Source organism: Hymenobacter roseosalivarius DSM 11622 (genome assembly GCF_900176135.1).
Classification (GTDB): domain Bacteria; phylum Bacteroidota; class Bacteroidia; order Cytophagales; family Hymenobacteraceae; genus Hymenobacter; species Hymenobacter roseosalivarius.
In genome coordinates, this window is record NZ_FWWW01000049.1 from 11,838 (window position 1) to 37,406 (window position 25,569).

Genomic DNA, 25,569 nt, shown 5'->3' on the forward strand with positions numbered 1-25,569 from the left:
TGCCAGCCTAAGCTGGTGCTTCGCCGAACGAGTCGTTAGGCTCCCCCTCTCCCCTAGGAGAGGGGGCCGGGGGGTGAGGCCAATCGTTGGGGTGAGGCCCAGGCAACCGTACACCACTCTGCCGCATCTTTCCCCCACCTTCACTCACAAAAGCCCCCCATGGCCCATGAATTACCAACGGACGAATAACCTGCTTGGCTGGCTGCTTTTTGCCGGTGCCCTCACCGTGTACCTCCTCACCCTGGAGCCCACGGCCAGCTTCTGGGACTGCGCCGAGTTCATCGCTACGTCGCATCATCTGCTGGTGCCGCACCCGCCGGGCGCGCCGCTGTTTTTGCTGCTGGGCCGGGTTTTTTCGCTGTTTTCCTTTGGTGATGCCAGCCTGGTCGCGGGCCTTATTAATGGCGTTTCAGCCGTGAGCAGCGCCTTTACGGTGCTATTTCTGTTCTGGACCATCACCATGCTGGCCCGCAAGCTGGTGCAGGGCCATGCGTCAACGACTGAGCCTTCGCTCCCCGAAACGGCGCTGATTCTGGGTGCGGGCGCAGTGGGCGCCTCCGCCTTTGCCTTCTCCGATACGTTTTGGTTCAACGCCGTGGAGGCGGAGGTGTACGCCCTGTCCACGCTCTGCACGGCCTTCGTGGTGTGGACGATGCTGAAGTGGGAAAACCGCGCCCACGAGCCCGGCTCGGACCGGTGGCTGATTCTGATTGCCTATGCTGTGGGCTTATCCATTGGCGTGCATCTGCTCAATTTGCTGGCGCTGCCAGCGCTGGGCTTTATCTATTATTTCCGCCGTAGCGCCCGGCCTACTTGGCTGGGGGGCATTTTAACGCTGGTGGTGAGTGGAGCTATTCTGGGGGGTATTTTAGTAGGGGTCATTCCCGGCCTGCCGACGCTGGCTGGGTCTTTTGAGGTGTTTTTCGTGAACTCCATGGGCCTGCCGTTCAACTCCGGGGTGCTGGTGTTTTTGGCGCTGTTTCTAGGGACGATTGTGTTCGGTTTTCGCTACGCGAATCGCACCCAAAATCAACTTTTGAACACCGGCTTACTGGCCTTTGTGTTTATTCTAATTGGCTACTCGTCTTACCTGATTGTACCGATTCGCTCGGGTTTCAACCCCACCATCGACGAGAATAAGCCCGACGAGGTGCTCTCCTTCGTGAGCTATCTGAAGCGCGAGCAGTACGGTGACCGGCCCCTGCTCTACGGCCCCCAGTTTAACGCCCAGCCCATCGCCCAAACGCAAGGAGCGCCGCGCTACATCCGCCAGGGCAACAAGTACGTCATCAGCGACCACCGCCTGGAAAACGAGTACGCCACCGCGGATAACACCCTGCTGCCCCGCCTCTACAGCAACCGTCCCGGCCATATCAGCGAGTACCAGAAGTGGGTGGACGTGCGCGAAGATGTGAAGCCCACGATGGGCCAGAACCTGGCTTTCCTGTGGCGCTACCAGCTGGGTCATATGTACTGGCGCTATTTCCTCTGGAACTTCGTGGGCCGCGAAAGCGACGTGCAGCAGGCGGGTAGTTTGTTGCCCGGAGCTACCAAAAACGGCCTGCCCCAGCTATTGGCCGACAATAAAGCCCGCAATAATTTCCTGCTGCTGCCCTTGCTGCTGGGCGGTCTGGGCCTGGTGTACCAGGCGCGCCGCGACGGCCGCAAGACGTTGGTACTGGGCTTGCTGTTTGGTCTTACGGGCGTGGCAATTGTGCTGTATCTGAATCAGCCGCCCATCGAGCCGCGGGAGCGGGATTATACGTCTGTGGGCTCGTTTTACGCCTTTGCCATCTGGATGGGATTGGGGGTGCTGGGTCTGCACGAGGTGCTGCGGTATCTGCTGCGTACGCCCAACTTGCGGGTGGCAACTGCTATGGTGCTGGGCTTGCTCGTGCCGGGCATACTGGCCGTGGAAGGCTGGAACGACCATGACCGCTCTGGCCGCTACAGCGCCGCTGATTCGGCCTACAACCTGCTCAACTCCTGCGCCCCGAACGCCATTCTCATCACCTACGCCGACAACGACACCTTCCCGCTTTGGTACGCCCAGGAGGTAGAAGGCATCCGCCGCGACGTACGAATTGCCGTGCTCCAGTACCTGCCCACCGATTGGCACATCGAGCAGCTGCGCCGCCGCAGCTACGAGTCGGCTCCCGTGGCCTTGACGCTGCCGACCTCCAGCTACCAATCGGGCACCAACGACTACTTACCCTATGTAGCTAACCCCGCGGTGCCGGCCGTGAATGTGCAGGAATTTATGCAGCTGGTGCGGGAAAATAGCCCCCTGCTGCAAGTCCAAACGCAAAGCGGCCAGACAATGCTGTCGTACCCATCGGATAAGTTTTATCTGCCCATTGATAAGGAGAAAGTCAAGCGCCTGGGCATCATTCCCCAAGAGCGGGAAAGCCACTTGGTTGACCGCATGGAGTGGAGCATGGGCAAACAGTATCTGGATAAAAGCAAGCTGGTTATCCTGGATATTCTGGCCTCCAACGACTGGCGGCGGCCGGTGTATTTTGCCAATGCCGTGGCCCAGCAGGAGGGGATGGGCCTGGAGCCTTACCTGCAGCTGGAAGGCATGGCCTACCGCATTTTGCCCTGCCGCAACCCCGATCCTCAGCCTCAGCGCGTCGGCTACGTGGCCCGCCAGCTCACCTATGATTCGCTGATGAACAAATTCGCGTACCGTAACCTGAACAACCCCAAGGTTTATTACGACGAAATTAACCGCCGCACGCTGGCTCAGTACCGCGACAAATTCGGTCAGCTGGCCCAGGCCTACCTGCACGCCGGCGAGCCGTTGAAAGCGAAAGAAGTGGCTCTGCGCTGCCTCCAGGTAATGCCCGACGCCGCTATTCCCTACGACCTCTACACGCCCGAGCTGGTAGCGCCCCTGGCGGCAGGCGGCGAAAAGCCCCGTGCCAACGAAATCATGGACACGCTTACCAGCCGCACCCAGCAGTCGTTGGCCTACTACCGCACCCACGACGACCGGGCCTTATTCGAGCAGGAAGTAGCCACCAACCTAATGACCCTCCAACGCCTCTACCAGGCCGCCACCGACACCGGCGACCAGGTGCGCGCCGCGCGGGTGGTGGCGCTGGCCGAGCAGTACGGGCGGTAGAGGCCAGTCGTTGAGGCCCTTACAGCAGCCCCGCCAACCCATTAATACTCAAGGCCACGATAGCCGTATTAAACGCGAAAGCCAGCAGCCCATGCAGCAGTGTCAGGCGTCGCATGGCCCGGCCGCTGATGCTGATATCCGCCGTTTGGGCCGTCATGCCGATGACGAAGGCATAGTAGGCAAAATCGAGGTAGTCGGGCTCCTTTTCGCCGCCCGGAAACTCCAGTCCGCCGGCCTGGCCCCCTGGCCCCTCATCGTAGTACAGATGCGCGTAGCGCAGCGTAAATACCGTATGTACCAGCAGCCAGGCGGTAAGCACGGCCACTACGGCCAGTACGATATGGATTATCCTGGAGGAGGAATTTACTTCTTTTATGGAGCCAAGCAGCAGCACGACAGCCAGCAGACTGGCTACCGCGGCTACCAGCAGAAACACGAACGTAAGCCGGCGGCCGGGGTCTTCGCGGTTGGCCACCCGGCGGATGTGGACCACGTCGGCTGCCGGAATAATTGCCCAGGTAAGAACCAGCGTTGAGAGCGCAAAAGCATCCCAGGCAGCAGTAACGCGGGAAGCTGCGTGCCACTGCGGCGGCACCAGCCGGTACGCAACGCCTGCCAGCACCAGCGAGATGCTCAGCCGCACCCAGGCGGGCACCATTTCGAAGCGTCGCAGCACCAAATGCCAGGCAGAAGCAGAAGCCATTGGTAGGTAGAAGGATGAGGAAGGTACGTAAGCTAGCTTTTCGCGCTGATAGTTAGCTGCGCCACTACTCCCCCAGCCACACACTGAACACCGTCCGCCGCCCCTCCACCGTCTCCAGGCTGAAGCGCAGCCCGTGCTGCAAGAGAATATCCCGAATCAGGGTCAGGCCGATGCCCTGACCGTCGCGCTTGGTACTGAAAAAGGGCGTAAACAAGCGCCGCTGCGCCTCCGGCGCGATGCCGGGGCCGTCGTCTTCAACTTGTAGTAAAGGCGGGTGAAGGCGGGTGCGAATGATAATTTTGCCGTTGTCGCCAATAGATTCGAGAGCGTTTTTGGTGATGTTGATCAGCACTTGCTCCAGCTGCTGGGCATCCAGGTCGGCGCGCAGCGGCTCGGGGGCCAGATCCCAGTGCCAGGCCACCTGCCGCCGCTCGCTGGGCACCTGCATAAGGCGGTGCGTGGCGCGCAGCAGCGCGTGTACGTCGCAGGAGCGGCGGGTGGGGGCGGGCAGGCGCACTAGGTTGGCGAAGCCAGCTATAAAGTTGGCCAGGTGCGTGTTGCGGGCAATGGATACGTCGAGGGCTTCGCGGAAGTCAGACTGGTCGGGGGAAGTGAGCTGGGGGGCGTAGTGGTGGAAGCTTTGCAGAATGGAGTTGATGGCCCCGATGGAGTTATTAATTTCGTGGCTCATCATGCGGATCAGCTTCTCGTAGGCCTGTTTCTCCTGGCGAATCAGGGCCTCGGTCAGCTCTTCCAGCAGGATAAAATAGCGCGTAAAGCCCCGGTCCAGAAAATGGCCCCTGGAGGCGCGGTATGTCTGCATGCCCGACAGCTGGACTATCTGCGGCTCATTGGGTTTCAATTGGCTTAAAAAAGCCCCCCAGTCGCCCGGCAGGGCGGCGGGGGGCTGACCGATCAAATGCTGAGATGTCAGCCCCAGAAAGCGCTCGGCGGCCGGGTTGGTGGCTTCTGTCTTGCCATCAAAATCCAAGATAAGAATGCCCGCTGGCGAAGCCTGAATGAGGCGCTCAAGCAGCAAGCTTTTCTCGTGCTGGGCCACGCGCTCCCGGCGCAGCTCGTCGATCATGTGATTATACACGTCGATGAGCTGGTCCATCTCGCGCTGGCCCACGGGCACGAATTTCAGGGAGAAGTCTTTGGCCCGAATGGCCGCCGTGCCGGCCGCAATCAGCTGAAACGGCCGCACGAAGCCCCGATACAGCTGCGTGGTAAGGATAATAGAAACAACCAGCAGCGCCTCCGTTACCAAGAACAGCACGGTATTGGTGCGCACGAGCTGCGCGGCCAGCACAATCAGGACCCCGTGAATGATGACGACAAAAAGCAGGAATTTGACGCGCAGGGTCATAGAAGGAATGAAAAATCGAAGCCAAGCTAGAGATAATAGGTAGTTGGAACGACGCTTCCCTCCTCAGATGAGGAGGGAAGCGTCGTTCTGGCTTCTCGTTCTCTATTTTTCTGCCGCGTCATACGGTATTCCGAATTTCTCCAGCCGCCGGTACAGCGCGCCCCGGCTCAGGCCCAGGGCCTTCGCCACACGGCTCACGTTGCCGCCATAGTGCGCCATCGACTTGCGAATCATCTGGGCTTCCAACTCTTCAAGGGTCATGGTGCCCACGGGGGGCAAATCGGGAGCGGCCGCGCTGTTGGGGGGCATTTTTTGGAAATGAGCCTGGAAATCTTCGGGCTCCAGCTCGTCTTTGCCGCTGACCAGCACGGCCCGCTCCACCAGGTTTTTCAACTCCCGGATGTTGCCGGCTAAAGGCAGCCCGCGCAGCCAGTGCAGGGCCGTCGTACTCACTTTGAGCGTAGGCCGGTGGTAGGTGGCGCGCAGGTTCTGCACAAAGAAATTGACTAGCAGCGGAATATCATCGGGGCGCTCGCGCAGGGCGGGCAGGCGCACGGTGATGAGGTTGATGCGGTAGAATAAGTCTTCGCGGAAGCGCCCTTCGCGCACCAGCCCGGCCAGGTGGCGGTTGGTGGCACAGATCACGCGAATATCCAGGGTGCGGGGGCGCGAGTCGCCCAGGACCTCGTAGGTGCGGTCTTGCAGCACGCGTAGCAGCTTTACCTGGCTGCTCAGATCCAGCTCTCCGATTTCGTCCAGGAATATCGTGCCCTTGTTGGCCAGCTCGAAGCGGCCTGCGCGGTCGGCTTTGGCATCGGTAAAAGCCCCCCGGCGGTGCCCGAACATCTCACTCTCAAACAGCGAGGCCGAAATGCCCCCCAGGTTCACTTTCACGAAGGGTTGGCGGCGGCGGTGGCTGTTCTGGTGAACGGCCTCGGCAATCAACTCCTTGCCCGTGCCGCTTTCACCCTCAATCAGCACCGACGCATCGGTGGCCGCCACCTGGCCCACGCCGCGCAGCAGCTGCAGCAGTTGCGCGTCCGAGCCCACGATGTTGCCAAAATCAAACTGCTTATCCAACTCGCGGCGGCTCAGCGTATCCTCTTTAACCACCGCCTCCGGCAAGCTCAGAATCGTGCGAATGGTCTGGAGCAGGGCGTCATTGTTCCAGGGCTTCGTCACGAACTCGGTCGCTCCGGCCTTGATGCCCTCCACGGCCAGGGCGATGCTGCCCCAGCCGGTAATGAGGATAACGGGCGTCTGGGAGGCAATTTCCTTTACCTGACTGAGCAGCCGCAGCCCATCCTGCCCGCTGGTATCGAGCGAGAAATTCATGTCCATGAGCACCAGGGCGGGCGCGGCTTCGCGCACGATTCGCAGGGCCTCGGCGGGCGTGGCGGCAGCCTGCGTGGCGTAGCCGGCCTGCTTGAGCAAGAGGCTGAGCGAGGTACGAATGGCCAGGTCGTCGTCGGCAATGAGAATCATGGGGTGAAGGTAAGGGAGGGGTTTTGCAATGAGGGCCTCAACCCCTAGCCCCTTCTCCGGGAGGAGAAGGGGGATTAGCTTCTGCTTTTCTAGAAAATTAGCATTGACTAGCCTTCTAGTGTTAAAGCTAGTTCCCCTTCTCCCCCCGGAGAAGGGGCTAGGGGTTGAGGCAGTTACTCCTCGCGCAGGGCCACGGCCGGATGAATGCCCGCCGCCAGCCAGCTCGGATACAGGGCGCACACGGCCGTGAGGGTATAGATAAGTGCCGTGGCCAGCAGCATGGCAGTCAGGTACACGCTGGTCTTTACGCCCAGCACGCCCAGCAGAGGAAACTGCGCCGCCACCAGCAGGCCAAGAGCTAGCCCAAAGGTGCTGACAACCAGAATCTCGCCCACGATCTGCGCGCTGATGGCCCGCGCGCTGGCCCCCAACGCCCGGCGTAGCCCGATTTCGGTGCGGCGCTGGTTGATGGTTTGCCATAGCACACCGAACAGGCCCAGGGCTACGTTGATAATAAGAAACACGCACACCACCACCAGCGCCACCAGCGGCGTTACTATTAGCTTCAGCTGGGCGGCCCGCTGCTCCGCCAGTGGCGTAATATTGCTGGACCAGCCCTTACCAATGGCCAAAATCTCGGTGGTCATGCGCTTTTCCAGCGCGGCTCCGGCTCCCGGCTGTACTCGCACAAGCAGGGTTTCCAAGTGCTCAAAAGATGTATCCTGAGGACTGACGCGCAGAAAAGCAGCCGCTCGCGGCTCGCTTAAGTCGCCGCTGGCGCGATAGGTGCCTGCCACGCCCACTACCTGCATTTCCTGGTCGCCATTAGGAATGATTTTGCCTAAGGGTGATTCCCCCGGAAATAGTTTCTCTCTGGTTTCTTGGGTGATAATAACAGGCTGCCGCGTCGAGGCGTCGTCGCGCTTATCAAACCAGCGGCCTTCGATAAGATGCGGAGCCAGTACGTCGCGCATAGCATCTTCCACGTAGTAAAAATTGCCGTTCACGTAAGCGCCGCCGCTTTCTTTGGTGCGGCGCAAATCGCTCCGGTTGCTATTGCCCGAAAAGGGCGTGTTCGAGCTGCTGCGCGCCACGAAACGCACCCCGGGCAGCGACTTCAGACGCTGAATAACCTGCCGTTGCGTGGCGGCCCGCTGGGCTCTGGGCTGCATTCCGGGGTCTAGGTCAACCTGCCACACCTGTTCGTAATCGAAGCCCAGCGGCGTACGGTAGTTCTGCTGGCTATAGACCAGGGTGCTGCCCACCACGAACAGAATTACGAAGGCCAGAAAGATTTCGGTGATTAGCAGAAAGTTGGCCCGCTTGCGGTTCCAGATCAGCGTAAATAAATGGCGTAGCATTAGTTGGTCCCTCCTTTCAGGGCCTGCACGGCTTGTAGTTTCGACATCTTATAAGCCGGATACACGCCCGACAGCATTCCAAAAAATACGGCCACCCCCAGCGCCGCCCCAAACACCCGCCCGCTGAGCGTGAAATGGGCGTAGGGAATAAGGCCGCTGCCGTTGAGCAGATGCAGCACCCCGGCGGCCAGTCCGAGCCCGAGCACGCCGCCTAGCAGGGTTAGAAAGATGTTTTCGACTAAAAATTGCCCCACCAGTACCCCACTGGTAGCCCCAAAAGCCTTGCGGACGCCGATTTCGGAGCTGCGCTCCAGCATCCGGCTCACGTTTAGATTAACCAGGTTCAGGGCCGGCAGCAGCATGAATAATAAGCTAAGTCCGAATGCCAGGGCCATGAACCGGCCCGTGCCATTGTCCGGGCCCGTTGTCCTGAAAAGCTCTCGCGTCAGGAGGTTGCCCAGTATCGGTTCGGCGTACACGCGCACTTCCGTATAGGCCTTCGGATCGGGTACGGGCACCCGGCTTACTACCTGGCGAAACTCCTGCTGAATGGTGGGAATATCGGCCGCATCGCGGGCCAGCAGAATGGCCATGCACGGCCCTAGGTAGCTGGGGTCGCGCAGGTCAACCGTACTCACCGTAATCGGCTTCCAGAGGTCAGCGGTGGTAAGCATCCGGGAAGCCGGCACGTCGCGCACGATGCCCACTACCCGAAAGCGCAGGGCATCGGCTTCGAGGAAGCGGCCTATTACGCCTTGCGTCGTGCCAAAGTAGCGCCGGCTGGTGCTCTCATTGATAACGGCTACGTAAGCGCCCTCCCGTACCTCGCGCACGGTATAAGGCCGGCCGGCAAGGAAGTCAAAGTCCAGCACCTGCCAGAATTCGCCATCCGTCGATTTGGTGTCCAGCTTCAGCTTCTGATTGCCCACATAGGCTACCAATGAGCCGCCATCCGTGGCGATAGACACTTTTTCGGGCGTACGCAGCGGTCGCACGTAGCGGTCTAGAAAAGAGTAACTAGCCCCGGAATTGCTCTGACTATGGTCCGACCACAGCTCCAGCTTGGTGATGAACAGCAGCCGATCTACCCGCTTTTCCGGCGTGTGCGGTCCCATCGTATGGTCGTACATGGCATACACCACCAGCAGCACCATCAGCGTGAAGCTGATGCCAAACAGGCTGATGAAGGTGAAGAACTTGCGCCGCAAGAGCACTTTCCAGGCAATTTTTAGATAGCTAAGAAGCATGAATATTTGGGGGTTTCAGACTTTATTAAAACGTCATGCAGAGCGAAGCGAAGCATCTCGCCCGCTGACGGCTGATTAGTGATCCAACGAAGCGGGCGCAATGCTTCGCTTCGCTCTGCATGACGTTCAAGCGACCTGGCTGCCATCAAAAAACCGGATCAGGCGCTCGGTTTTCTGGGCTTGCTGCTCGTCGTGGGTCACCATCACGATGGTGGTGCCGTCGTGGCGGTGCAGGCCCAGCAGCAGATCCATGATTTCCTCGCCCATCACCGAGTCGAGGTTGCCGGTGGGCTCGTCGGCCAGGATGATTTCGGGCCGGCCGGCCAGGGCGCGGGCAATGGCCACGCGCTGGCGCTGCCCGCCCGAAAGCTGCGAGGGAAAGTGGGTGGTGCGGGCGCTGAGGCCCACTTTATCGAGGGCCGCGTGGGCGCGCTGGCGGCGCTCTTTGCCCCCCACGCCGGCCCGGTAGAGCAAAGGCAGCTCCACGTTGTCGAGCACCGAGAGGTCGTTGATCAGATGATAGCTCTGAAAGACGAAACCAATTTTCTGGTTGCGCAGGTGGGCCAGCTCCTTATCGGAGTACGACTTCACCGGCCGGCCATCCAGCTCCAAAATGCCCCCCGACGGCTCATCCAGCAGGCCCATGATGCTGAGCAGCGTAGATTTGCCGCAGCCCGACGGTCCCATCACCGACACGAACTCTCCCTTGTTGATGGTCAGGTTCACGCGGTTCAGGGCCACGGTTTCGATGGTTTTGGTCTGGTAGACTTTCTCGATGTCGGTGAGTTGGAGCATGGGAGGCGTTGAGGCTGAAGCTATCTGAGATTTAGAAGCAGCGTTGCTGTGTGCAGTTATCGTATTCATTGGGAGGAGGCAGTTAGTTGGCGAGGAGATGGTATAGAATCGCAGGCGTACTGTCCGGTTGTGAATCACAGTCGGTCCGGCTTCTACCTTATTAGCCAAGCGTCGTGCCAACAGGGTATATTACTGTAAATCAAACAATTGATTTGTAAAACGAGCTTCATGCCCTTGTAAATAGTGTCCAAAAATGGACAAGGTGTTCGGATATGAATTGGTACCTGTGCGCTTTTAGCAGGGAGCAAGTAATCACTGGTAATCAGTAGATGGTTATGCTCTATTATCCATTGTTTTTAATTGAGATATATTTATATATTACTTCTAATTTAATCTCCACCTCAATCCAATTTCCTATGCCTACTTTCTGCCACTGCTACCAGTATCACTACCGAAATCCGGCGTGTGAACGACATGTTTGAAGCTAGTTTTGGGCGGGGCGATGCCGTCGCCATTGCTGCCTACACTCCTGATGGTAGCCTGCTTCCAACAGGTATGGAGCCGATTCAAGGCGCAGCTGGTGTTCAGGCCTTTTGGCAAGGAGCTATAGATATGGGAATTAAGCAGTTAAAGTTGAAAAGCCGGGAAGTGGAAGAGCTGCAAGACACCGCCATCGAACTTGGCACTTACACGCTGTTGGGTTCGGATGGCCAACAAATAGATCAGGGAAAATACCTCGTAGTCTGGAAAGAGCAGAACGGCCAATGGAGACTTCACCAAGATATCTGGAACACTAGCTTACCAGCGCCTGCTCAGTAGTGTAGCCTTCTATTGGTCAGCTACTAAGCCCGTACCGGGTTGAAGTAGCGGGAAAGCTAGGGTTTCTCCGGCTACTTCAACCCGGTACGGGCTTTACTTTAAGCGGGGCGTAATCCGCAAATATGAGTTAGCGGGTGGCCATTAAGGGGCGCTGCCGCTCAAAGTCATACAAAGTGAGTGCACGCAAGCGGTAGTAGGCAACCCAGCCGTCGCGCAGGGCCAGAATGTAGGCGCGTCTAGCTTGGTCTTTCTCGGCTAACGCAATGTTCAAATCGGTTAGGCTATAGCGGCCGACCTGGTAGGTGGCGCGGGCAATGGCGTAGCGCCGCTGAGCCAGCGTGTCGGCGCGGGCGGCCAAGGCTAGCTGGTCGCTGAGGGTGCTCAGTTGGGCGGCCTGGGCCAGTACCGTTTGCTCAAACGTGGCTTGGTTTTGCTGCACGTTGCGCTGAAGCTGTTGGCGCGTCAGCTCGGCGGTTTTGATGATGGACTTTTGCCGGCCCCAATCCACCAAAGGCATGGAAAAAGCCAGGCGCACCTGCTGCTGGTTCTGCGGGTCCTGGTAGCTCTCCACGAAGCGGTCGGAGCGGTTCACGTAGCCCAGGTTGGCGGTCAGGCTGGCCCGCAGGCCGGTGGTGCCTTTGGCCCCGGCCATGCTGCTGTCGGCCTGCAACAGCTGGCGCTGATAGGTGAGCATTTCGCTGCGGTTTTGGCGGGCCAGGTTTAGGGCTTGCTCAGGTGCTACCACCAGTTGGGCTGGAGGCGGTGGTACCAGCAGGGCCACGGTCGCGCCGCCTACGCTGGTATAGTTTTGCAACTCCAAAGCCGCGTTTTGCGCGTCCAGTACGGCTCGTCCCCGGTTGCGGCGGGCCGTGAGCACGTTGCCTTCCAGCTGCAACAAGTCGTTTTGGGAAAGCCGGCCCAGCTGATACCGCTCCCGGCTGGTGCGCAGCATTTCCTCGTTGGCCTGCACGTTCTGGCCCGCTACTTCGGCGTTTACCTGCTGCTGCAACACATCGAAATACAGCTCCGTGACGCGCTGGGCAATGTTTTCGCGCTGGACCACGAACTGCCGCCGGGCCTCCTCGTAGCGAAGCGGCTCAATGCGGCGGGCCCAGTAAAGCACGTTGTAGCCGCCAATGGGCTGGCTGAGGCCGACGATAACCGGCGTCGTGTTGTAGCGGCGCTGCCCGCGGTCGAAGTCATCGAAGCGCTGCACGTCGGAGCTGACGAAGATTTGCCCCCCGGTGAGCCCGATGTTCTGACTCATGGTCACGGCCAGGTTGGAGTTGTTGATGCGCACGGCCCGAAACTCGGTGGTGCCGTCGGGCTGAATAACCGGGGCAATGTTGCGGCTGAACTCCGGGATAATGCCTTGTAGGCCAAGCTGGGGAAGGTAGGCGGCCCGGTAGGTGCGCCAGCGCCAGTAGCTAGTCTCGCGGCTGGTCTGGGCCTGCTGGGCCACGGCCGACTGGCTGAGCGCCAGCTCAATTACCTCCACCAGACTCAGCGCCTGCTGGGCCTGGGCGGGGAAAGTAAAGAGCAAGGCAAGCACCAGCATGTAGCGCGAACTTTTAGTTCGCGTATTGTTGCACAAGCCGCTGGGGGGCATTTTGCCACGATTGACCTCGCCCTCCGGCCCCCACAAATGCTTCAGTCGCATTACTTCGGGGAAAATGAGAGCCTGTCGATTGGTTAGTATCGGAAAACTAAAGAAACGTAGCATGGCGCGTTAAGGCTTGATAGTCAGCTCGGGCGTATCCGCGTAAGCTTTCGTGTCGCTGAGAATGACCTCCTCGCCCGCCCGCAAGCCGCTGACTATCTGCACGAAGTCGAAGTTGCTGTCGCCGAAGCGCACGGTGCGGCGCGTGGCCTGGTCGCCTTGCACCACGAATACTGCCTGCTCCTGGCCACCCTGGTAGAAAGGGCCGTTTTTGACCCGCAGCACCTGTTTATGCGCCTTGGTTACCACGAACACATCCACGCGCAGGTTGGAGCGCAGGGCGGGGTGATGGTCCTCCGAGAGCCTGGCGTAAAACGTGACTACGCCCTTCTCCACGGCCGGGCTCACGGTGCTGATGGTGCCGCGCAAGTCCGTGGTATTCGCCCGAATAACCACCGCGTCGCCCACATGCAGGGCGTCGGCGTAGGCGTCGGAGATAGTGGCCCGCACCCGGAAGCTGCTCAGGTCGGCCACGCGGACCAGCACGTCGCCGGGCTGCACGGTAGCCCCCAGGTCCTCGTTTACCCAGGTCAGCACGCCGGGCTGCCGGGCGCTGATGTCGGCCTGGCCCAGCTTGCGGGCCAGCTCAGCAATGCTGCGGGCCTGAATCTGCACGGTGAAGCCCAGCTCGCGGGCGTCGGCGGCATTGGCCCGGCGCTGGTTCCTGATCTGGCCCCGCAGGCGCTGCTGCTCCAGGCGCGCCAGGCGCAGGGTCAACTCGGCCTGGCGCACGCTTTCGGCCGTGCCGCTGCCGATGTTGAGCAACGATTCCTCATCGCGCAGCGTCGACTCTAGGCTGCGAATCTTCACCTCCTGCACCTGCTCCTGGCTTCGCAAATCGTTCAGGGCGCGCTCTAGGGTGAGGTGAAGCTGGGTGCTTTTGTTGCGGTTTTGCAGCTGCGCGTCCTGGAGCCGGGCCAGCTCGCTGCTGGTCAACTCCTTGTCCAGCTCCAGAATGGTCTGGCCTGGTCGCACGGCGCTGCCCACCGCCACGGCCACCCGCCGCACCGTCGATTGGATGGGGCTGGTAATGACGGCTTCGCGGCCCGGAATCACGAAGCCCGTGGCCGTGAGCGAAGCCTCCACGTCGCCAACTTCGGTGGGGGCGGTCAGGATGTCCTGGCGCTTCAGGCTGGGCTGGATCACGCCCCGTAAGGCGACCAGCACCAGAATGCCCCCCAGCAGCCCCAGGCCGGCCAGCAGCCAGGTACGGCGGCGGCGCTGAAGCCGCGTGGCGGGCGAAATAGCTCTGTCCATTTTTGGGTAGAAAGTAGTTGGGTTCTACCCTGGATAGCCAAGCCGTGTGCCAATTGAATAAGTAGTTAGTAATGAAGATATTATAAGCTAAATTAGGTTTGACTGCTCCGCAAAAAGTGTCCATTCCCGGACAGAGTGTTCGGTAGTGAAAATGGGAATGAATTGGTTTCTCAGCCGCAGCGCGGCGGCTGATGTGCTGTTTAGCAACTAAACAACATCAGCAACGACGGCCAACCACCCCAGCCGCGCCTTCGGCCCGGCGTCCCTCTCTGCTTAATGCGCAGAATCATCTGAGGAGGGGACTTGGCCGTTCTGACAACAAAAAAGCGCAAGCCATGTGGCTTGCCGCTTTTTTAGCAAAAACTACTGTCTGGGGGGCTATTTCTGCTCGCCTTCGGGCTTGGGCGCATCGGTAGCTTCTTCGGGCAGCACGAGGTCGAACTCGACGCGGCGGTTGAGGGCCCGGCCGGCGGCGGTGGCGTTGGTGGTGATGGGCTTGCTTTCACCGTAGCCGCGCGACTCGATCCGGTCGGCGGGAATGCCTTTAGTCAGCATATAGGTGCGGGCGGCGGCGGCGCGGTCGTCGGAAAGCTTCAGGTTGTAGGCGTCGCTGCCCTGGCTGTCGGTGTGGCCGGCAATGCTCAGAATGTAGTCGGGATACTCGTTAAGCACCTTCACCAAATCTTCGAGCGTGGGGTAGGAGCTGGGCTTGAGCACAGCTTTATTCAGCTCGAACTGAATGAACTTGGTCGCGGCATCGAGGCGCTTTTTGGTTTCCGCCTTAATCTCGGGGCAGCCTCGGTTCGAGGCCGGTCCAGCCGAGTTGGGGCAGCGGTCCTGGAAGTCGGGCACGCCGTCGCCGTCGGTATCAATGGGGCAGCCGGTGGCGTCTACTTTCACGCCGGCGGGCGTGTCGGGGCACTTGTCATCGGCATCGGTTACGCCGTCGTTGTCGGCATCAGGGCAGCCTTGCAGCTCGGCTTTACCGGGCGTGTCGGGGCATTTATCGTCGCCGTCGCGGATGCCGTCACCGTCACGGTCGGGGCAGCCTTCCAGCGTGGCCAGGCCTTTTTCAGCCGGACATTTATCCTGATAGTCCGGCACCCCGTCGCCGTCGCCGTCCAAGGGGCAACCAGTTGCATCCACGGCTACGCCGGCGGGCGTGGCGGGGCATTTGTCCTTGCGGTCAGCTACGCCGTCGCCATCTTCGTCTTTCGCCCTGCCAACATTAACGGTGATGCCGGCCGAGTGCTGTAGGTAGCGGTCATTCAGATCACCCGCGTCCACGTTGTCAATCGTGTTGGTGGTGGCATAAATCTGGCTCGTCTGCACGAAGATGCCGAACGAGGGCGAGAAATTCAGGGCAATACCGGCCGCTCCTTGTAGGTAGGCGGCATAATGGTCTTTGTTGCCCAGCAGCACTTCGCCGGCTCCCACGTTGGAGTACTTATCGGAGGAAGCAATCATCAAACCTGGCGCTAAGCTCAGGTACGGGGCGAAGATGGCGTCCTCTTTCAGGGCCCAGCCGTTGTTGAGCTTGAACTTGACGGGCACCCCAATCGTGGTCACGTTCGCGTCGAAGCGGCGGATGGCCGGGGGCGTGCCTTGCAGCACCTTGGTCGAGAACTTCATGTCCCCGTAGTTCGCGGCGATACCCACATCCAGGCCCGGGGTGAGGTAGCGGGAGAGGGTGATGCCCCCGCCGTACTCGATCTTGTTGGACTTGAACCACTCCGAGCCCAGGTCGCCGTGGTATTGCAGGGTGCTGCCGTAAAGGCTAATGCCGGTCTTGCGGTCCGCGCTTTGCGCGTGACCCTCGGGGGCCGCTGCCAGCAGCGCTAATCCCAGTAGGCAGGATTTGGATAAAGTAGAGAGTAGTTTCACAGAATGGGGAAAATCAGAGAAAATTATTGGATTCGACCTATATACTAAGAATAGTGAAATAGGGTTTCTAGGTTTTTGGTATTGTTGAGCTTGCCATCTATTACTAAGCTCAGGCTCCAGCTTGTGATTACATCGTCCAGCCGGCTCCCTCGGGTAATACCAGAAAAACGCTGTCTGCCAGATTTTTGGCGCGCAAGGCTTTGCGTAAATCAGTGACGGGCTCGGTGAGGCCATCATCGGCGAGCTGGAAGGTGCCGAAATGGGTAGCGATGCTGCGGCGGGTACCTAAGTCCTGGTGAGCCTGCACGGCCTGGGCGGGCGAAATATGGATTGGGGCCATAAACCACGCGGGCCAGTAGGCTCCGATGGGCAGAATGGCCAACTCAATAGGACCCAGCCGCTGACCTATCTGCTTGAAAAACGCGCCGTAGCCGGTGTCACCGGCATAATAGACATTGCCCCGCGCGGTGCCTAATACCCAGCCGGCCCACAGCGTGGCGTCGCGGTCGCGCAGGCCGCGACCGGAAAAGTGCTGGGCAGGCACGGCCGTAAGCTGCACCGTCGGGCTCAGGGGCAGGACCTGCCACCAGTCCAGCTCGGTGGCGTTGGGGATGTTTTCTTCGTCCAGAAACTGCTTGATGCCCAGCCCCACGAAGATGCGGGGCTGGTCGCGGGTGGCGAGGCGGCGCAGGGTATTCAGGTCGAGGTGATCGTAGTGGTTGTGGCTGATGACGACGGCGTCGATGGGGGGCAAATCGTCGAAGCGCAGGCCCGGTGGGCGCAGGCGCTTGGGGCCCATCCACTGGTAAGGGCTGGTGCGCTCACTCCAGATGGGGTCGGTCAGCACGTTCAAGCTGTCAAACTGGAGCAGAAACGTGCCGTGGTTCACAAACGTGACGCGTACCTGCCCGCGCCCCACGCGGGTGGGCGGCCGGGGGCCGGGGAGCAAATCGGGCTGCTCCGGCCACGCGCCTTTGTCGCGGTGGAGCATCCATTTCAGCAGGGGCCCCACGCCTTCCTGGGCCCGCACGCCACCGGCATTCTGGAATGTCTCACCATCAAAATGGTCGGAGACGGGGCCGCGATACTTGGGGGCGGAGATGGAGCAACCCACGATAAGGCCGCCCGCGGCCAGTAGCACAAGCAGGCTTAAAGCCCAGAAGAGGTAGCGACGCATACAAGAGAAAAAAGCGATGGCTTGTTTACCGGCTTATCGGCCAAATGGTTGGCAGCAGGTCGGGGCTTGAGCTTCCATCCGTACTAATAGGAAAGCGGAGAGTACTTAATTTGCCCCCCACCATGGCTACTTCAGTTTCTATAGGCCCAATTCGCGGGCGTCTGGCTCCTACGCCCAGCGGCTATCTACACCTGGGCAACGCCGTGAACTTCGTGCTGACCTGGCTGCTTGTACGCCGGGCCGGCGGCACCCTGCACCTGCGCATCGACGATCTGGACCGTGCCCGCCTGCGCCCGGCTTATCTGGACAGCATCTTCCAAACAATCCGCTGGCTGGGCCTCGACTACGACACCGGCCCCCGCGACCCAGCCGAGTTTGAGAAGCGGTATTCCCAGTTACGTCATGTAGGCGAGTACCAGGCTTTGCTAGATGAGCTGCGCCAGCAGGCGGGCTTGCTGTATGCGTGCACCTGCTCGCGCACCACCAATTTGCCCCCCAGCTCACTAGCTGCTACTGAAAGCGGCTGCCACGGCTGTCGGGCTACATTTTCCACGGCCGGGGCCGCGTGGCGCGTGCGCGTACCCACTACGCCAATCTTGGTTTCCGATGCCTGGCGTGGCCCCGTGCCGGTTGATCTGGCCGCTACTATGGGCGACTTCGTAGTGCGTAAAAAAGATGGACTGCCCGCTTACCAGCTGGCTTCCCTGGCCGACGACCTGCGCCTGGGTACTACGTGTATCGTGCGCGGCGACGATCTTCTGCCCAGTACGGCGGCTCAGCTTTTTTTGGCGGCCCAGCTGCTCACTACCGCTGGTTTTGCCCAAACTGAGTTTGTCCACCACGCCTTAATTTTAAGCGCTGGGGGGCAAAAATTATCTAAATCCCAACAGCAACCGCCGGACCGGGGCATTATGGGCGCGGTCAGCTCACCACGTCTGGTGTATGCTGCCGTAGCGCAGCTGCTGAAGCTGCCTGAAGCGGCGGCAGAGTCACTAAGTGCGCTGCAACGGGCGCTGTAGGGGTACTTAGCAAGTGCCCGTCGTTGTTTAGGTGTTTGGGCGAATGACCCTGACAAACAACTAAGCAACGACGGGCGCGTGCCACGCGCTCCTACAGCTCCTTTTTAAACTGCTCGGCCCAATGATCGGCCAGGCGCGTGGGCTCGGGCAATTTATAGCCGCGGGTGCAGGCCACGGCCAGGCGGGTGGCGGTAGCCTGGTCGCAGCGGTGGCCAGGGCTGACGAACACGGGTAAAATCTTGTCCTTTGTGCGCAGTACTTCCCCGATCAGCTCGCCTTTATCAAGCAGGGGCGAGCGGCTGCCGGCCGTGGGAGCGGGCTCCTCGTAGCGGCCGGTGAGCAGGCTTTTGGCGACGCCAAAAGTAGGCATATCGAGCAGTACGCCGAGGTGGGCGGCAATGCCCATGCGGCGCTTGTGGGCGATGCCGTGGCCGTCTACCATAATCACGTCGGGCTTCTGCTGAAGCTTCTCGTAGGCTTTCAGCAGATTGGGCGCTTCGCGGAAAGCCAGAAAGCCGGGCACGTACGGAATGGTCACGGGCCCGACATGATAGACTTTCTCCACCAGCTCCAGCGACGGATAGCGCAGCAGCACGAACACTGACAGAATGGTTTCGGGCGTCGGAAACGAGGAGTCGCAGCCGGCAATGAGCGTGGGCTCGGCGGCCAGCGGCACCAGGCGAACGTGGGTGCGCATCTCTTCTTGCTGCTGGGTCAGGTCGCGGACCACCATAGGGTCGGCGGGCGGGTGGTAGGGGCGGTACATGGGGTGGGAGAGGGTCCGGGGGGCAAATTTCCTTCTACGGTCGGTTTGTAAAAAAGCCGAAGAAGATTGAGGCAATGCGCCAGATCAGCGCGGTACTACGACTCCAAAGTCGTAGTACCACTATTGTTGTGGATGCCTGCACCTACGCGGGTCGTTCAACGATAGTGGTACTACGACTTTCGAGTCGTAGTACTACCCGACGACCGCCTTTTAATAAACTCAACTCCACCGAACCCTCTGCGTTAAACAAACCCCACGGATGCTTTAGCCCCGATCCCCATGAGCAAACCCGCACAACCAGCCAGCACGGGCTCCGGGCCCTTTTTTGAGCGCTGCTACCAGGTTTCCTTTCAGCACTCCAATCAGTCGGCCGCCGAGCTGTTCCACACGATTACCTGTGAAGTAGAGCGCTTCTCGCCCGACTTGCTGGCTAATTTTGAGAAAACCAAAGGCGCTGGCCACTGCCTGGCCGTGGGCGACGAATTCAAGATTCGCATCCTGGGCCCCTGGAACGGCAGCGTGCGCGTAACGGAGATGGGAGCCGATTATTTCGAGCTGATTACTCTCGAAAACCACCCCGAGGCGGGTCAAATCCGGTTTTGCCTGCGGCCGCACCCCCACCTGCCCGATACTTTGCAATTTGAGATTCACTCCTGGGCCCGCTCCCGCGACGGGCTGGTAGCCTTTGCCTACGACACGCTTGGCCTGGGTAAGAAAGTGCAAGAGCAAACCTGGCGGACCTTCTGCGAGCGAGTTGCCGATTATTGCGGCGGCTTGCCATTGGGGCCGGTTGCGGTGGAGACGATAAAGCAGGACGACACCAAGACTGAAGTCCGACATGAGGCCTGAGTCCACGACCGCGCCGCCGCTCTGGGAGCGTTACCACGCCCGCCTCTCTGCTTTTGATGAAGCCCGCTACAACTTCGACCCCGAGCGCGCCCACGAGTATACCACCGCTACCGGCTGGAACGTCGATGATTACGCCACCGATTTGCCCCCCGAAGCGTCCGGCGCACCGGCCGAGCACGGATCCTGGGCCGCTGCCCGCCAAGTACTGCTAAATTACACCTTCCCGCCCCCTGATCTGATTACCGGCATCTTCGTGCCCGATGAGCCGCTGGAAAAGCGTACGCTGCTGCTGCGCGGGCAGTTTCTGGGCTTCAGCTTCTGGTTCGGGGTGCGTGTGGGGAGCGTTTTTGATGAAACCCGCACTACTGATACCGGCTCCGAGCAGGTGTGGGGCTACAACTACCGGACGCTGGAAGGCCATTTCGAGCGTGGTGAAATCAATTTCACCGTACACAAGCATTTGCAATCCGGCCGGGTGGAGTTTCGTATCCACGCGTACTCGCAGCTGGGACGTATTCGCAATCCGTTCTACTGGCTGGGCTTTAAGCTATTTGGGCGCATGCTGCAACGGCGCTTTGCTCGGGAGTCGCTGCGGCGGATGCGTGAGCAGGTGGAGGCAGCGCTGACTACATCAGCGCTTGCATAGCTTTCCACATAATGTTTATAACTTGTTGATAACTAACGCAAAATGCTGTTCAATCCAAAGTGGGCAGTCGAGCTGGTAAACTTCCCGCTCGGCAGTGAGTTATTCAATTTCGCTCTTCTTACTACTCTCCAAAACCAACACCATGACCCAAGTAAAAGGCTACGCAGCCGAAACGGCCAACGCGCCCCTGACTCCCTTCAACTTTGAGCGCCGCGAAGTTGGCCCCCACGACGTCCAAATTGAGATTCTGTTCTGTGGCGTGTGTCACTCCGACGTACATCAGGTGCGCGACGAGTGGGGCGGCTCCATTTTCCCGATGGTGCCCGGCCACGAAATCGTGGGCCGCGTAACGCAGGTCGGCGACCAAGTCAAGAATTTTAAAGAAGGCGACCTGACTGGCGTGGGCTGTATGGTCGATTCGTGCAGCACCTGCTCCAGCTGTGAGCAGCAGCTGGAGCAATACTGCGAAGTGGGCTTTGTCGGCACCTACAACGGCCGCGAGTACAAAACCCAGGAGCCTACCTACGGCGGCTACTCCAATCAGGTAGTAGTAGATGAAAACTTCGTGCTGCGGGTATCGGATAAGCTGGATCTAGCGCGGGTAGCCCCTCTGCTGTGCGCTGGTATTACCACGTATTCGCCTCTGCGCCAGTGGAAGGTGAAGGAAGGCGACCGGGTAGCTGTGATGGGCCTCGGGGGCTTGGGCCACATGGCCGTGAAGCTGGCCGCCGCCATGGGCGCCGAAGTAACCGTGCTCAGTACCTCACCTGATAAGGAAGCCGATGCCAAAGCCTTGGGCGCCCACAAATTCGTGATAACCAAGGACAAGGACGCCATGAAAAGCATCCAGAACTATTTCGACATCATCATCAACACGGTTTCCGCGCCTCTCGACCTGAACTTGTACCTGGCCACGTTACGCCTCGATGGCACGATGGTGCTGCTCGGTGTGCCGCCGGAAGCGCCGCAGGTTCACGCCTTTAACCTCATCAGCAAGCGCCGCCGCCTGGCCGGCTCGCTCATCGGTGGCATTCAGGAAACCCAGGAAATGCTGGATTTCTGCGCCGAGCACAACATCATGTCGGACATAGAGATGATTCCGATAGATAACATCAACGAAGCCTACGACCGCATGGTAAAAAGCGACGTGAAGTATCGCTTCGTAATTGATATGGCAACGCTGTAAAATCTCAGCTTTATAAAAAAAAGGCCGTCAGCAATGACGGCCTTTTTGTTAGGGAATGATGTGGTGTAGAGACGCGTATTCGCGTCTAATCGTTGAACGATCGGCTCTGCGCTTACTAAACACTGAAACCGCGCCAACCAAACAACGCCAGCAACGATTGAGACGCGAATATGCGTCTCTACATCGACCACATAATTAAGTGAGCGGCCTACTCCCGAAACAGCTTCTTATCGGCGTAAAAAGTCCCGAATGGCACAAGCGAAGCCAGAAAAGCCAACACCGCTTTCTTGAAAGACCAGCCCAGTTCGATAGTCGCCATAATCACCAGCAGCACATACAGCACGAACAGCAGCCCGTGGGCCATGCCAACCATACGTACAGCCTCGGGCAAACCAGCCAGATATTTTAGCGGCATCGCAATGCCTAGAAGCACGAGAAACGAAAGCCCTTCCAAAAAGCCAACGATGCGCAGGCGGCCGAGGGTTGAACTAAGTAAAGCAACCATAAAAAATGAAGTGTCTGGGGGGCAAAAATACGGTGTAAAGTCAACTGAAGGACAGCGCAGCTAAGCTACAGCTTGGTGCGCGGCTGCGAAAAATGCGCGCTATCCTGCAACAGCTTCCAAGGCAGGCGCTTGCGGTTGAGTTCTTCCCGGATATGCTATCAAAGCTTTTTCCAGGCAGGTCAGCGCGGCATTTAGCGTATCGAGGTTGAGCACGTAGGCCAGGCGCACTTCGTCGCGGCCACGGCCTGGAGTAGCATAAAAGCCAGCGGCGGGCGTTAGCATCACCGTTTGATTCTCATACGAAAACGACTCCAACAGCCATTGCCCGAAGGTTTCGCAGTCATCGACGGGCAAACGGGCCATGACGTAAAACGCGCCGCCCGGCATCGGGCACTCAACACCGGGCATCGCTCGTAAGCGGCTCACCATCAGGTCGCGGCGGGCCAGGTACTCCTTTTTGGTGGCGTCGAAGTAGGTGGGGGGCAAATCGGTGGCGGCCTCGCCTAGCAGCTGCGCTAAGCCGGGTGGGCTTATCCGCATCTGGGCAAACTTCAGGGCAACGGCATACAGCTCTTTTTTTTTGGTAACAAAAGCGCCCAACCGGGCTCCGCAGGCACTGTAGCGCTTCGAAATGGTGTCCAGCAATACCACGTGCTCGTCTACGCCAGATAGGTGCAGGGCACTCACGTAGGGCGAATCGTAGCAGAACTCGCGGTAGGCTTCGTCGGAAAACAAATACAGATGGTGGCGCAGGCAGATGTCGCGCAGCTGCTCCAACTCCTCGCGCCGATATACATGGCCCGTCGGATTATTTGGGTTGCAGATAAGGATAGCCTTGGTGCGCGGGGTAATAACCCGTTCGAATTCATTGATGGGGGGCAGGGCAAAGCCATCTTCCAGGTGAGCCAGTACAGGCACGATATGTACGCCGGCGGCAACGGTGAAGGCCGTGTAAGCGCCATAAAAAGGCTCAGACATAATGACCTCGTCGCCGGGGTTCAGGCAGCTCAGCATGGCAAACAGAATAGCCTCCGAGCCGCCCGCCGTTACTATAATTTCGTCGGCCGTTACGTCGATGCCGGCGCGTTGGTAATACGCGGCCAGCTTCTGACGGTAGCTCTCGTGGCCGGCACTAGCGCTGTACTCCAGCACCCGGATATTGGCTTTCTGCACCGCCGCAAGCACGGCAGGGGGCGTTTCTATATCGGGCTGGCCAATATTTAAGTAATGCACCTGGAGGCCGCGTTTCCGGGCCGCTTCGGCGTGGGGCAACAACTTCCTAAAAGGCGACACCGGCATGGCGTGGCCTCGCTTCGATACTTCCAACATGCCCAAAGATACGGCCGTAAGTAGAATTGCCCCAGTTGTTCCCCCACTTCTTCCCAACCAAAAATGCCCCCCACCGACACCCACGAAGTCTGGCTGCGCGGCCCGCTGCCCGATGTGCCGCCCTTGCTGCAACCCGTGGCGCATGCCCTATTACAAGCTCGTGAAGAAGTAGCTGACCTGCTGCACGGCTTCCCCGAGACCCAACTCTGGGAGAAGCCGATGGGCGTGGCCTCCGTCGGCTTTCACCTTCAGCACCTTACCGGTGTTCTGGACCGCACCTTTACCTACGCTCGCGGCCAGCAGCTTACCGCCGAGCAGCTCACGGCGCTGGCCATAGAAGGAAAAAGCCCCCCAGCGGGCTGCACCGTGCCAGACCTGGTTCAGGCTTTTCATCAACAGGTAGAACAGGCTCTTGCTCAGCTACGTATCACCGATGAGGCCACGCTACTGGAGCCGCGCGGCGTCGGGCGGGCCCAATTGCCGTCCACGGTGCTGGGCCTGCTTGTGCACGCTGCCGAGCACACCATGCGCCACGTCGGGCAGCTTTCAGTGACGGTGCGCGTGCTGCGCCACAGACTTTACTGAGGCAGCAGCACCGTGAAGGTGGAACCGATGCCCGCCTCGCTCTGCACCTGAATTGTGCCGCCGGCATTCTCTACGATTTTCTTGATCATGTACAGGCCCACGCCCGAACCCTCAACGTGGTCGTGCAGGCGGCGAAACAGGCCGAACAGCTGCGGTATCTGCTCGGAGCTGAGTCCCAGGCCATTGTCGGTTACGCTAAGCATCGTATTGGTGCCCACCGACTGGCACTGAATCAGCACGGATAACACGCGCGCCGGATCCCGGTACTTGATGGCATTGCTGAGCAGATTGTAAATGATGCTGCGCAGGTTTTTGGGTGAGAAGGAGTGGGTGGGACAATCGCTGACGTTCACCGTTAGCTGCGCGCCGGCAGCCTTTACCAAAGGAGCCAGGTCCAGCTGCACATCGGCGATAACCGCGGTCATGTCTACTGCCTCGGGGGGCTGAGCCATATTCTGCTCCAGGTGGGCAATGTCCGTCAGGTGGCCGAGGGTGCGCTGAAAGCGTGTTACCGCGCTTTGCATCATGGCCAGCAGGGGCTCTACGGCCGCCGTAATGGGGTGGTCGGCCGGTAGCGCATCGCCAACAGCGCTCAGCAGACCCTCAATGTTGCTGATTGGTGCTCTCAGGTCATGCGAGGCGGTATACACAAAGGTGTCCAGCTCGGCATTGGTGCGCGCAAGCTGGTGGTTGGTGTCATCCAGCTCCCGGTTGACGGTCCGTACTTCCCCATTGGCCGCCAGCAATTCCTGGTTGATAGCGACTAATTCTACGTTGGCAACACCCAGATCGAGGGCAGAGATGTTCAGTTGTGTCTGACTCTGCTCTGCCTCCTTTCGGGCCAGCACCTGCTCCGTCACCTCAAAGGCAAACACGGAAATACCGATAGTTTGGCCGTTCCGCTGAAAGGGTTGATACGTGAAGTCGAAGTAGCGCTCCTGCAGCGGGCCACCCGCCGGGCTTTGCACCATCCCGAGCACTTCGGCTGCCTGGTAAGTCTCGCCCGTGTTATAAATCTGGTCGAGCAGGGCTACAAATCCCTGGGCTACGGCTTCGGGCTGCGTTTCGGCTACGGTGCGGCCCAGCAGCTCCCGGCCGGCATAAAGCTGCCCGAAAGCCGGATTGTGATAGTCCATCCGATACTCCGGCCCGCTGAGAATGCAGATCAGAGCAGGAGTTTGCTCAAATACCTGATAGAAACTCTCGCGCTGAGCCGCCAGCTGCTGGGCCGCGACCAGCATTTCGGCCTGTAAGGCGTTGGCCCGCTGACGGATCAGCACTTGCTCGGTTACCTCGGAGCCGATTACCAGAATGCCATCTATCAAGCCGGCACTGCTGTAGCGGGCCTGATAGATGAAGTTGAAGTAGCCATCTTCTGACACGCCACCGGGCAAGCGCGTCAGCGGCAACCGTATCTCGCACTCCTCAAAGGAAAGGCCCGTCGTGTACACGTCGCGTAGCTGCAACGGCAGCGCCTGGCCCACTAGCTCAGGCAGCGCCTCCAGCAACGGCAGGCCCAGCAGGAGTCGGTTTGGAAACAGCTGCTGGTAAGCGGGATTAATCAGCTCGTACACAAAGTCCGGGCCGGCCAATACGCAAATCGGCGCGGGAGCTTGCTCAAAGAATAGTGCCAAGCACGCCTGATCAGCCGCTTTTCCGGATACTTCGGAGGCTGCTGGCTGAAGAGCAGAAGATTTGGGTGTCTGGGAGAACAGCATCCTTAAAGGTACCCCTTCTACG

Annotated in this window: 21 protein-coding genes; 7 read left to right on the forward strand and 14 right to left on the reverse strand. The window is 59.6% G+C overall.

The annotated features are described in order from the left end of the window. Positions 1 to 166: 166 nt before the first annotated feature. Positions 167 to 3,127: a glycosyltransferase family 117 protein gene (locus B9A24_RS05475; protein WP_084444175.1), complete on the forward strand. Its 2,961-nt coding sequence runs from the start codon at positions 167 to 169 to the stop codon at positions 3,125 to 3,127. A 19-nt stretch (positions 3,128 to 3,146) separates the two neighbouring features. Here B9A24_RS05475 and B9A24_RS05480 read toward each other — a convergent pair whose 3' ends face one another. From B9A24_RS05480 to B9A24_RS05505, 6 genes are all read right to left on the reverse strand, one after another. After that, positions 3,147 to 3,830 carry a DUF1345 domain-containing protein gene (locus B9A24_RS05480; RefSeq protein ID WP_234997010.1) on the reverse strand — a complete coding sequence of 228 codons (684 nt, stop codon included), beginning with the start codon at positions 3,828 to 3,830 and terminating at the stop codon, positions 3,147 to 3,149. A 64-nt stretch (positions 3,831 to 3,894) separates the two neighbouring features. Continuing rightward, positions 3,895 to 5,199 (reverse strand): sensor histidine kinase, encoded by a 1,305-nt coding sequence (locus B9A24_RS05485; RefSeq protein ID WP_084444176.1) that lies wholly within the window; start codon positions 5,197 to 5,199, stop codon positions 3,895 to 3,897. A 102-nt stretch (positions 5,200 to 5,301) separates the two neighbouring features. Next, positions 5,302 to 6,684, reverse strand: a complete 1,383-nt coding sequence (locus B9A24_RS05490; protein WP_084444177.1) for a sigma-54-dependent transcriptional regulator — start codon at positions 6,682 to 6,684, stop codon at positions 5,302 to 5,304. Positions 6,685 to 6,857: 173 nt separating this feature from the next. After that, positions 6,858 to 8,045 (reverse strand): ABC transporter permease, encoded by a 1,188-nt coding sequence (locus B9A24_RS05495; protein WP_084444178.1) that lies wholly within the window; start codon positions 8,043 to 8,045, stop codon positions 6,858 to 6,860. Then, the gene (locus B9A24_RS05500) at positions 8,045 to 9,292 is read right to left on the reverse strand and encodes an ABC transporter permease (RefSeq protein ID WP_084444179.1); all 1,248 of its coding nucleotides are present in this window, start codon (positions 9,290 to 9,292) and stop codon (positions 8,045 to 8,047) included. The genes B9A24_RS05495 and B9A24_RS05500 overlap by 1 nt, the downstream gene beginning before the upstream one ends. Before the next feature lie 126 nt (positions 9,293 to 9,418). Then, on the reverse strand, positions 9,419 to 10,087 hold the full coding sequence (locus tag B9A24_RS05505; protein WP_084444180.1) for an ABC transporter ATP-binding protein: 669 nt from the start codon (positions 10,085 to 10,087) through the stop codon (positions 9,419 to 9,421). Positions 10,088 to 10,552: 465 nt separating this feature from the next. On the opposite strand from B9A24_RS05505, the gene B9A24_RS05510 reads away from it, so the two are divergent. Beyond that, the gene (locus B9A24_RS05510) at positions 10,553 to 10,906 is read left to right on the forward strand and encodes a YybH family protein (protein WP_394334633.1); all 354 of its coding nucleotides are present in this window, start codon (positions 10,553 to 10,555) and stop codon (positions 10,904 to 10,906) included. A gap of 127 nt (positions 10,907 to 11,033) precedes the next feature. Here the strand turns inward: B9A24_RS05510 and B9A24_RS05515 are convergent, their stop codons facing one another. From B9A24_RS05515 to B9A24_RS05530, 4 genes are all read right to left on the reverse strand, one after another. Continuing rightward, positions 11,034 to 12,629, reverse strand: coding sequence for a TolC family protein (locus B9A24_RS05515; protein ID WP_234997011.1), 1,596 nt, complete (start codon positions 12,627 to 12,629; stop codon positions 11,034 to 11,036). 6 nt (positions 12,630 to 12,635) lie between these two features. After that, positions 12,636 to 13,883, reverse strand: a complete 1,248-nt coding sequence (locus B9A24_RS05520) for an efflux RND transporter periplasmic adaptor subunit (protein ID WP_084444181.1) — start codon at positions 13,881 to 13,883, stop codon at positions 12,636 to 12,638. Between the two features lie 378 nt (positions 13,884 to 14,261). After that, positions 14,262 to 15,767 (reverse strand): OmpA family protein, encoded by a 1,506-nt coding sequence (locus B9A24_RS23060; RefSeq protein ID WP_317044220.1) that lies wholly within the window; start codon positions 15,765 to 15,767, stop codon positions 14,262 to 14,264. A gap of 127 nt (positions 15,768 to 15,894) precedes the next feature. Beyond that, complete coding sequence (locus tag B9A24_RS05530) at positions 15,895 to 16,944, reverse strand: MBL fold metallo-hydrolase (protein ID WP_084444183.1); 1,050 nt, start codon at positions 16,942 to 16,944, stop codon at positions 15,895 to 15,897. Between the two features lie 122 nt (positions 16,945 to 17,066). On the opposite strand from B9A24_RS05530, the gene B9A24_RS05535 reads away from it, so the two are divergent. Then, positions 17,067 to 17,963, forward strand: coding sequence for a glutamate--tRNA ligase family protein (locus B9A24_RS05535; RefSeq protein ID WP_143434775.1), 897 nt, complete (start codon positions 17,067 to 17,069; stop codon positions 17,961 to 17,963). A 91-nt stretch (positions 17,964 to 18,054) separates the two neighbouring features. Here the strand turns inward: B9A24_RS05535 and nfi are convergent, their stop codons facing one another. Further along, positions 18,055 to 18,729, reverse strand: coding sequence for a deoxyribonuclease V (gene nfi, locus B9A24_RS05540; protein WP_084444185.1), 675 nt, complete (start codon positions 18,727 to 18,729; stop codon positions 18,055 to 18,057). A gap of 279 nt (positions 18,730 to 19,008) precedes the next feature. Here nfi and B9A24_RS05545 point away from each other — a divergent pair, with 279 nt between their 5' ends. From B9A24_RS05545 to B9A24_RS05555, 3 genes are all read left to right on the forward strand, one after another. Next, positions 19,009 to 19,578: a DUF1990 family protein gene (locus B9A24_RS05545; RefSeq protein WP_084444186.1), complete on the forward strand. Its 570-nt coding sequence runs from the start codon at positions 19,009 to 19,011 to the stop codon at positions 19,576 to 19,578. Beyond that, a complete protein-coding gene (locus B9A24_RS05550; RefSeq protein WP_084444187.1) occupies positions 19,568 to 20,224 on the forward strand; it encodes a DUF1990 domain-containing protein in 657 nt (218 codons plus the stop codon). Before B9A24_RS05545 ends, B9A24_RS05550 begins: the two co-directional genes overlap by 11 nt. A gap of 142 nt (positions 20,225 to 20,366) precedes the next feature. Continuing rightward, positions 20,367 to 21,410, forward strand: coding sequence for an NAD(P)-dependent alcohol dehydrogenase (locus B9A24_RS05555; protein ID WP_084444188.1), 1,044 nt, complete (start codon positions 20,367 to 20,369; stop codon positions 21,408 to 21,410). Positions 21,411 to 21,618: 208 nt separating this feature from the next. On the opposite strand, the gene B9A24_RS05560 is transcribed toward B9A24_RS05555, so the two are convergent. Next, positions 21,619 to 21,915, reverse strand: a complete 297-nt coding sequence (locus tag B9A24_RS05560) for a DUF3817 domain-containing protein (protein ID WP_084444189.1) — start codon at positions 21,913 to 21,915, stop codon at positions 21,619 to 21,621. 99 nt (positions 21,916 to 22,014) lie between these two features. Beyond that, positions 22,015 to 23,244 (reverse strand): pyridoxal phosphate-dependent aminotransferase, encoded by a 1,230-nt coding sequence (locus B9A24_RS05565; RefSeq protein WP_084444190.1) that lies wholly within the window; start codon positions 23,242 to 23,244, stop codon positions 22,015 to 22,017. Positions 23,245 to 23,307: 63 nt separating this feature from the next. Between B9A24_RS05565 and B9A24_RS05570 the strand changes: the two genes are divergently transcribed. After that, positions 23,308 to 23,829 carry a DinB family protein gene (locus B9A24_RS05570; protein WP_084444191.1) on the forward strand — a complete coding sequence of 174 codons (522 nt, stop codon included), beginning with the start codon at positions 23,308 to 23,310 and terminating at the stop codon, positions 23,827 to 23,829. Here B9A24_RS05570 and B9A24_RS05575 read toward each other — a convergent pair. Beyond that, complete coding sequence (locus B9A24_RS05575) at positions 23,823 to 25,463, reverse strand: sensor histidine kinase (protein WP_159451953.1); 1,641 nt, start codon at positions 25,461 to 25,463, stop codon at positions 23,823 to 23,825. The genes B9A24_RS05570 and B9A24_RS05575 overlap by 7 nt on opposite strands. Positions 25,464 to 25,569 lie beyond the last annotated feature (106 nt).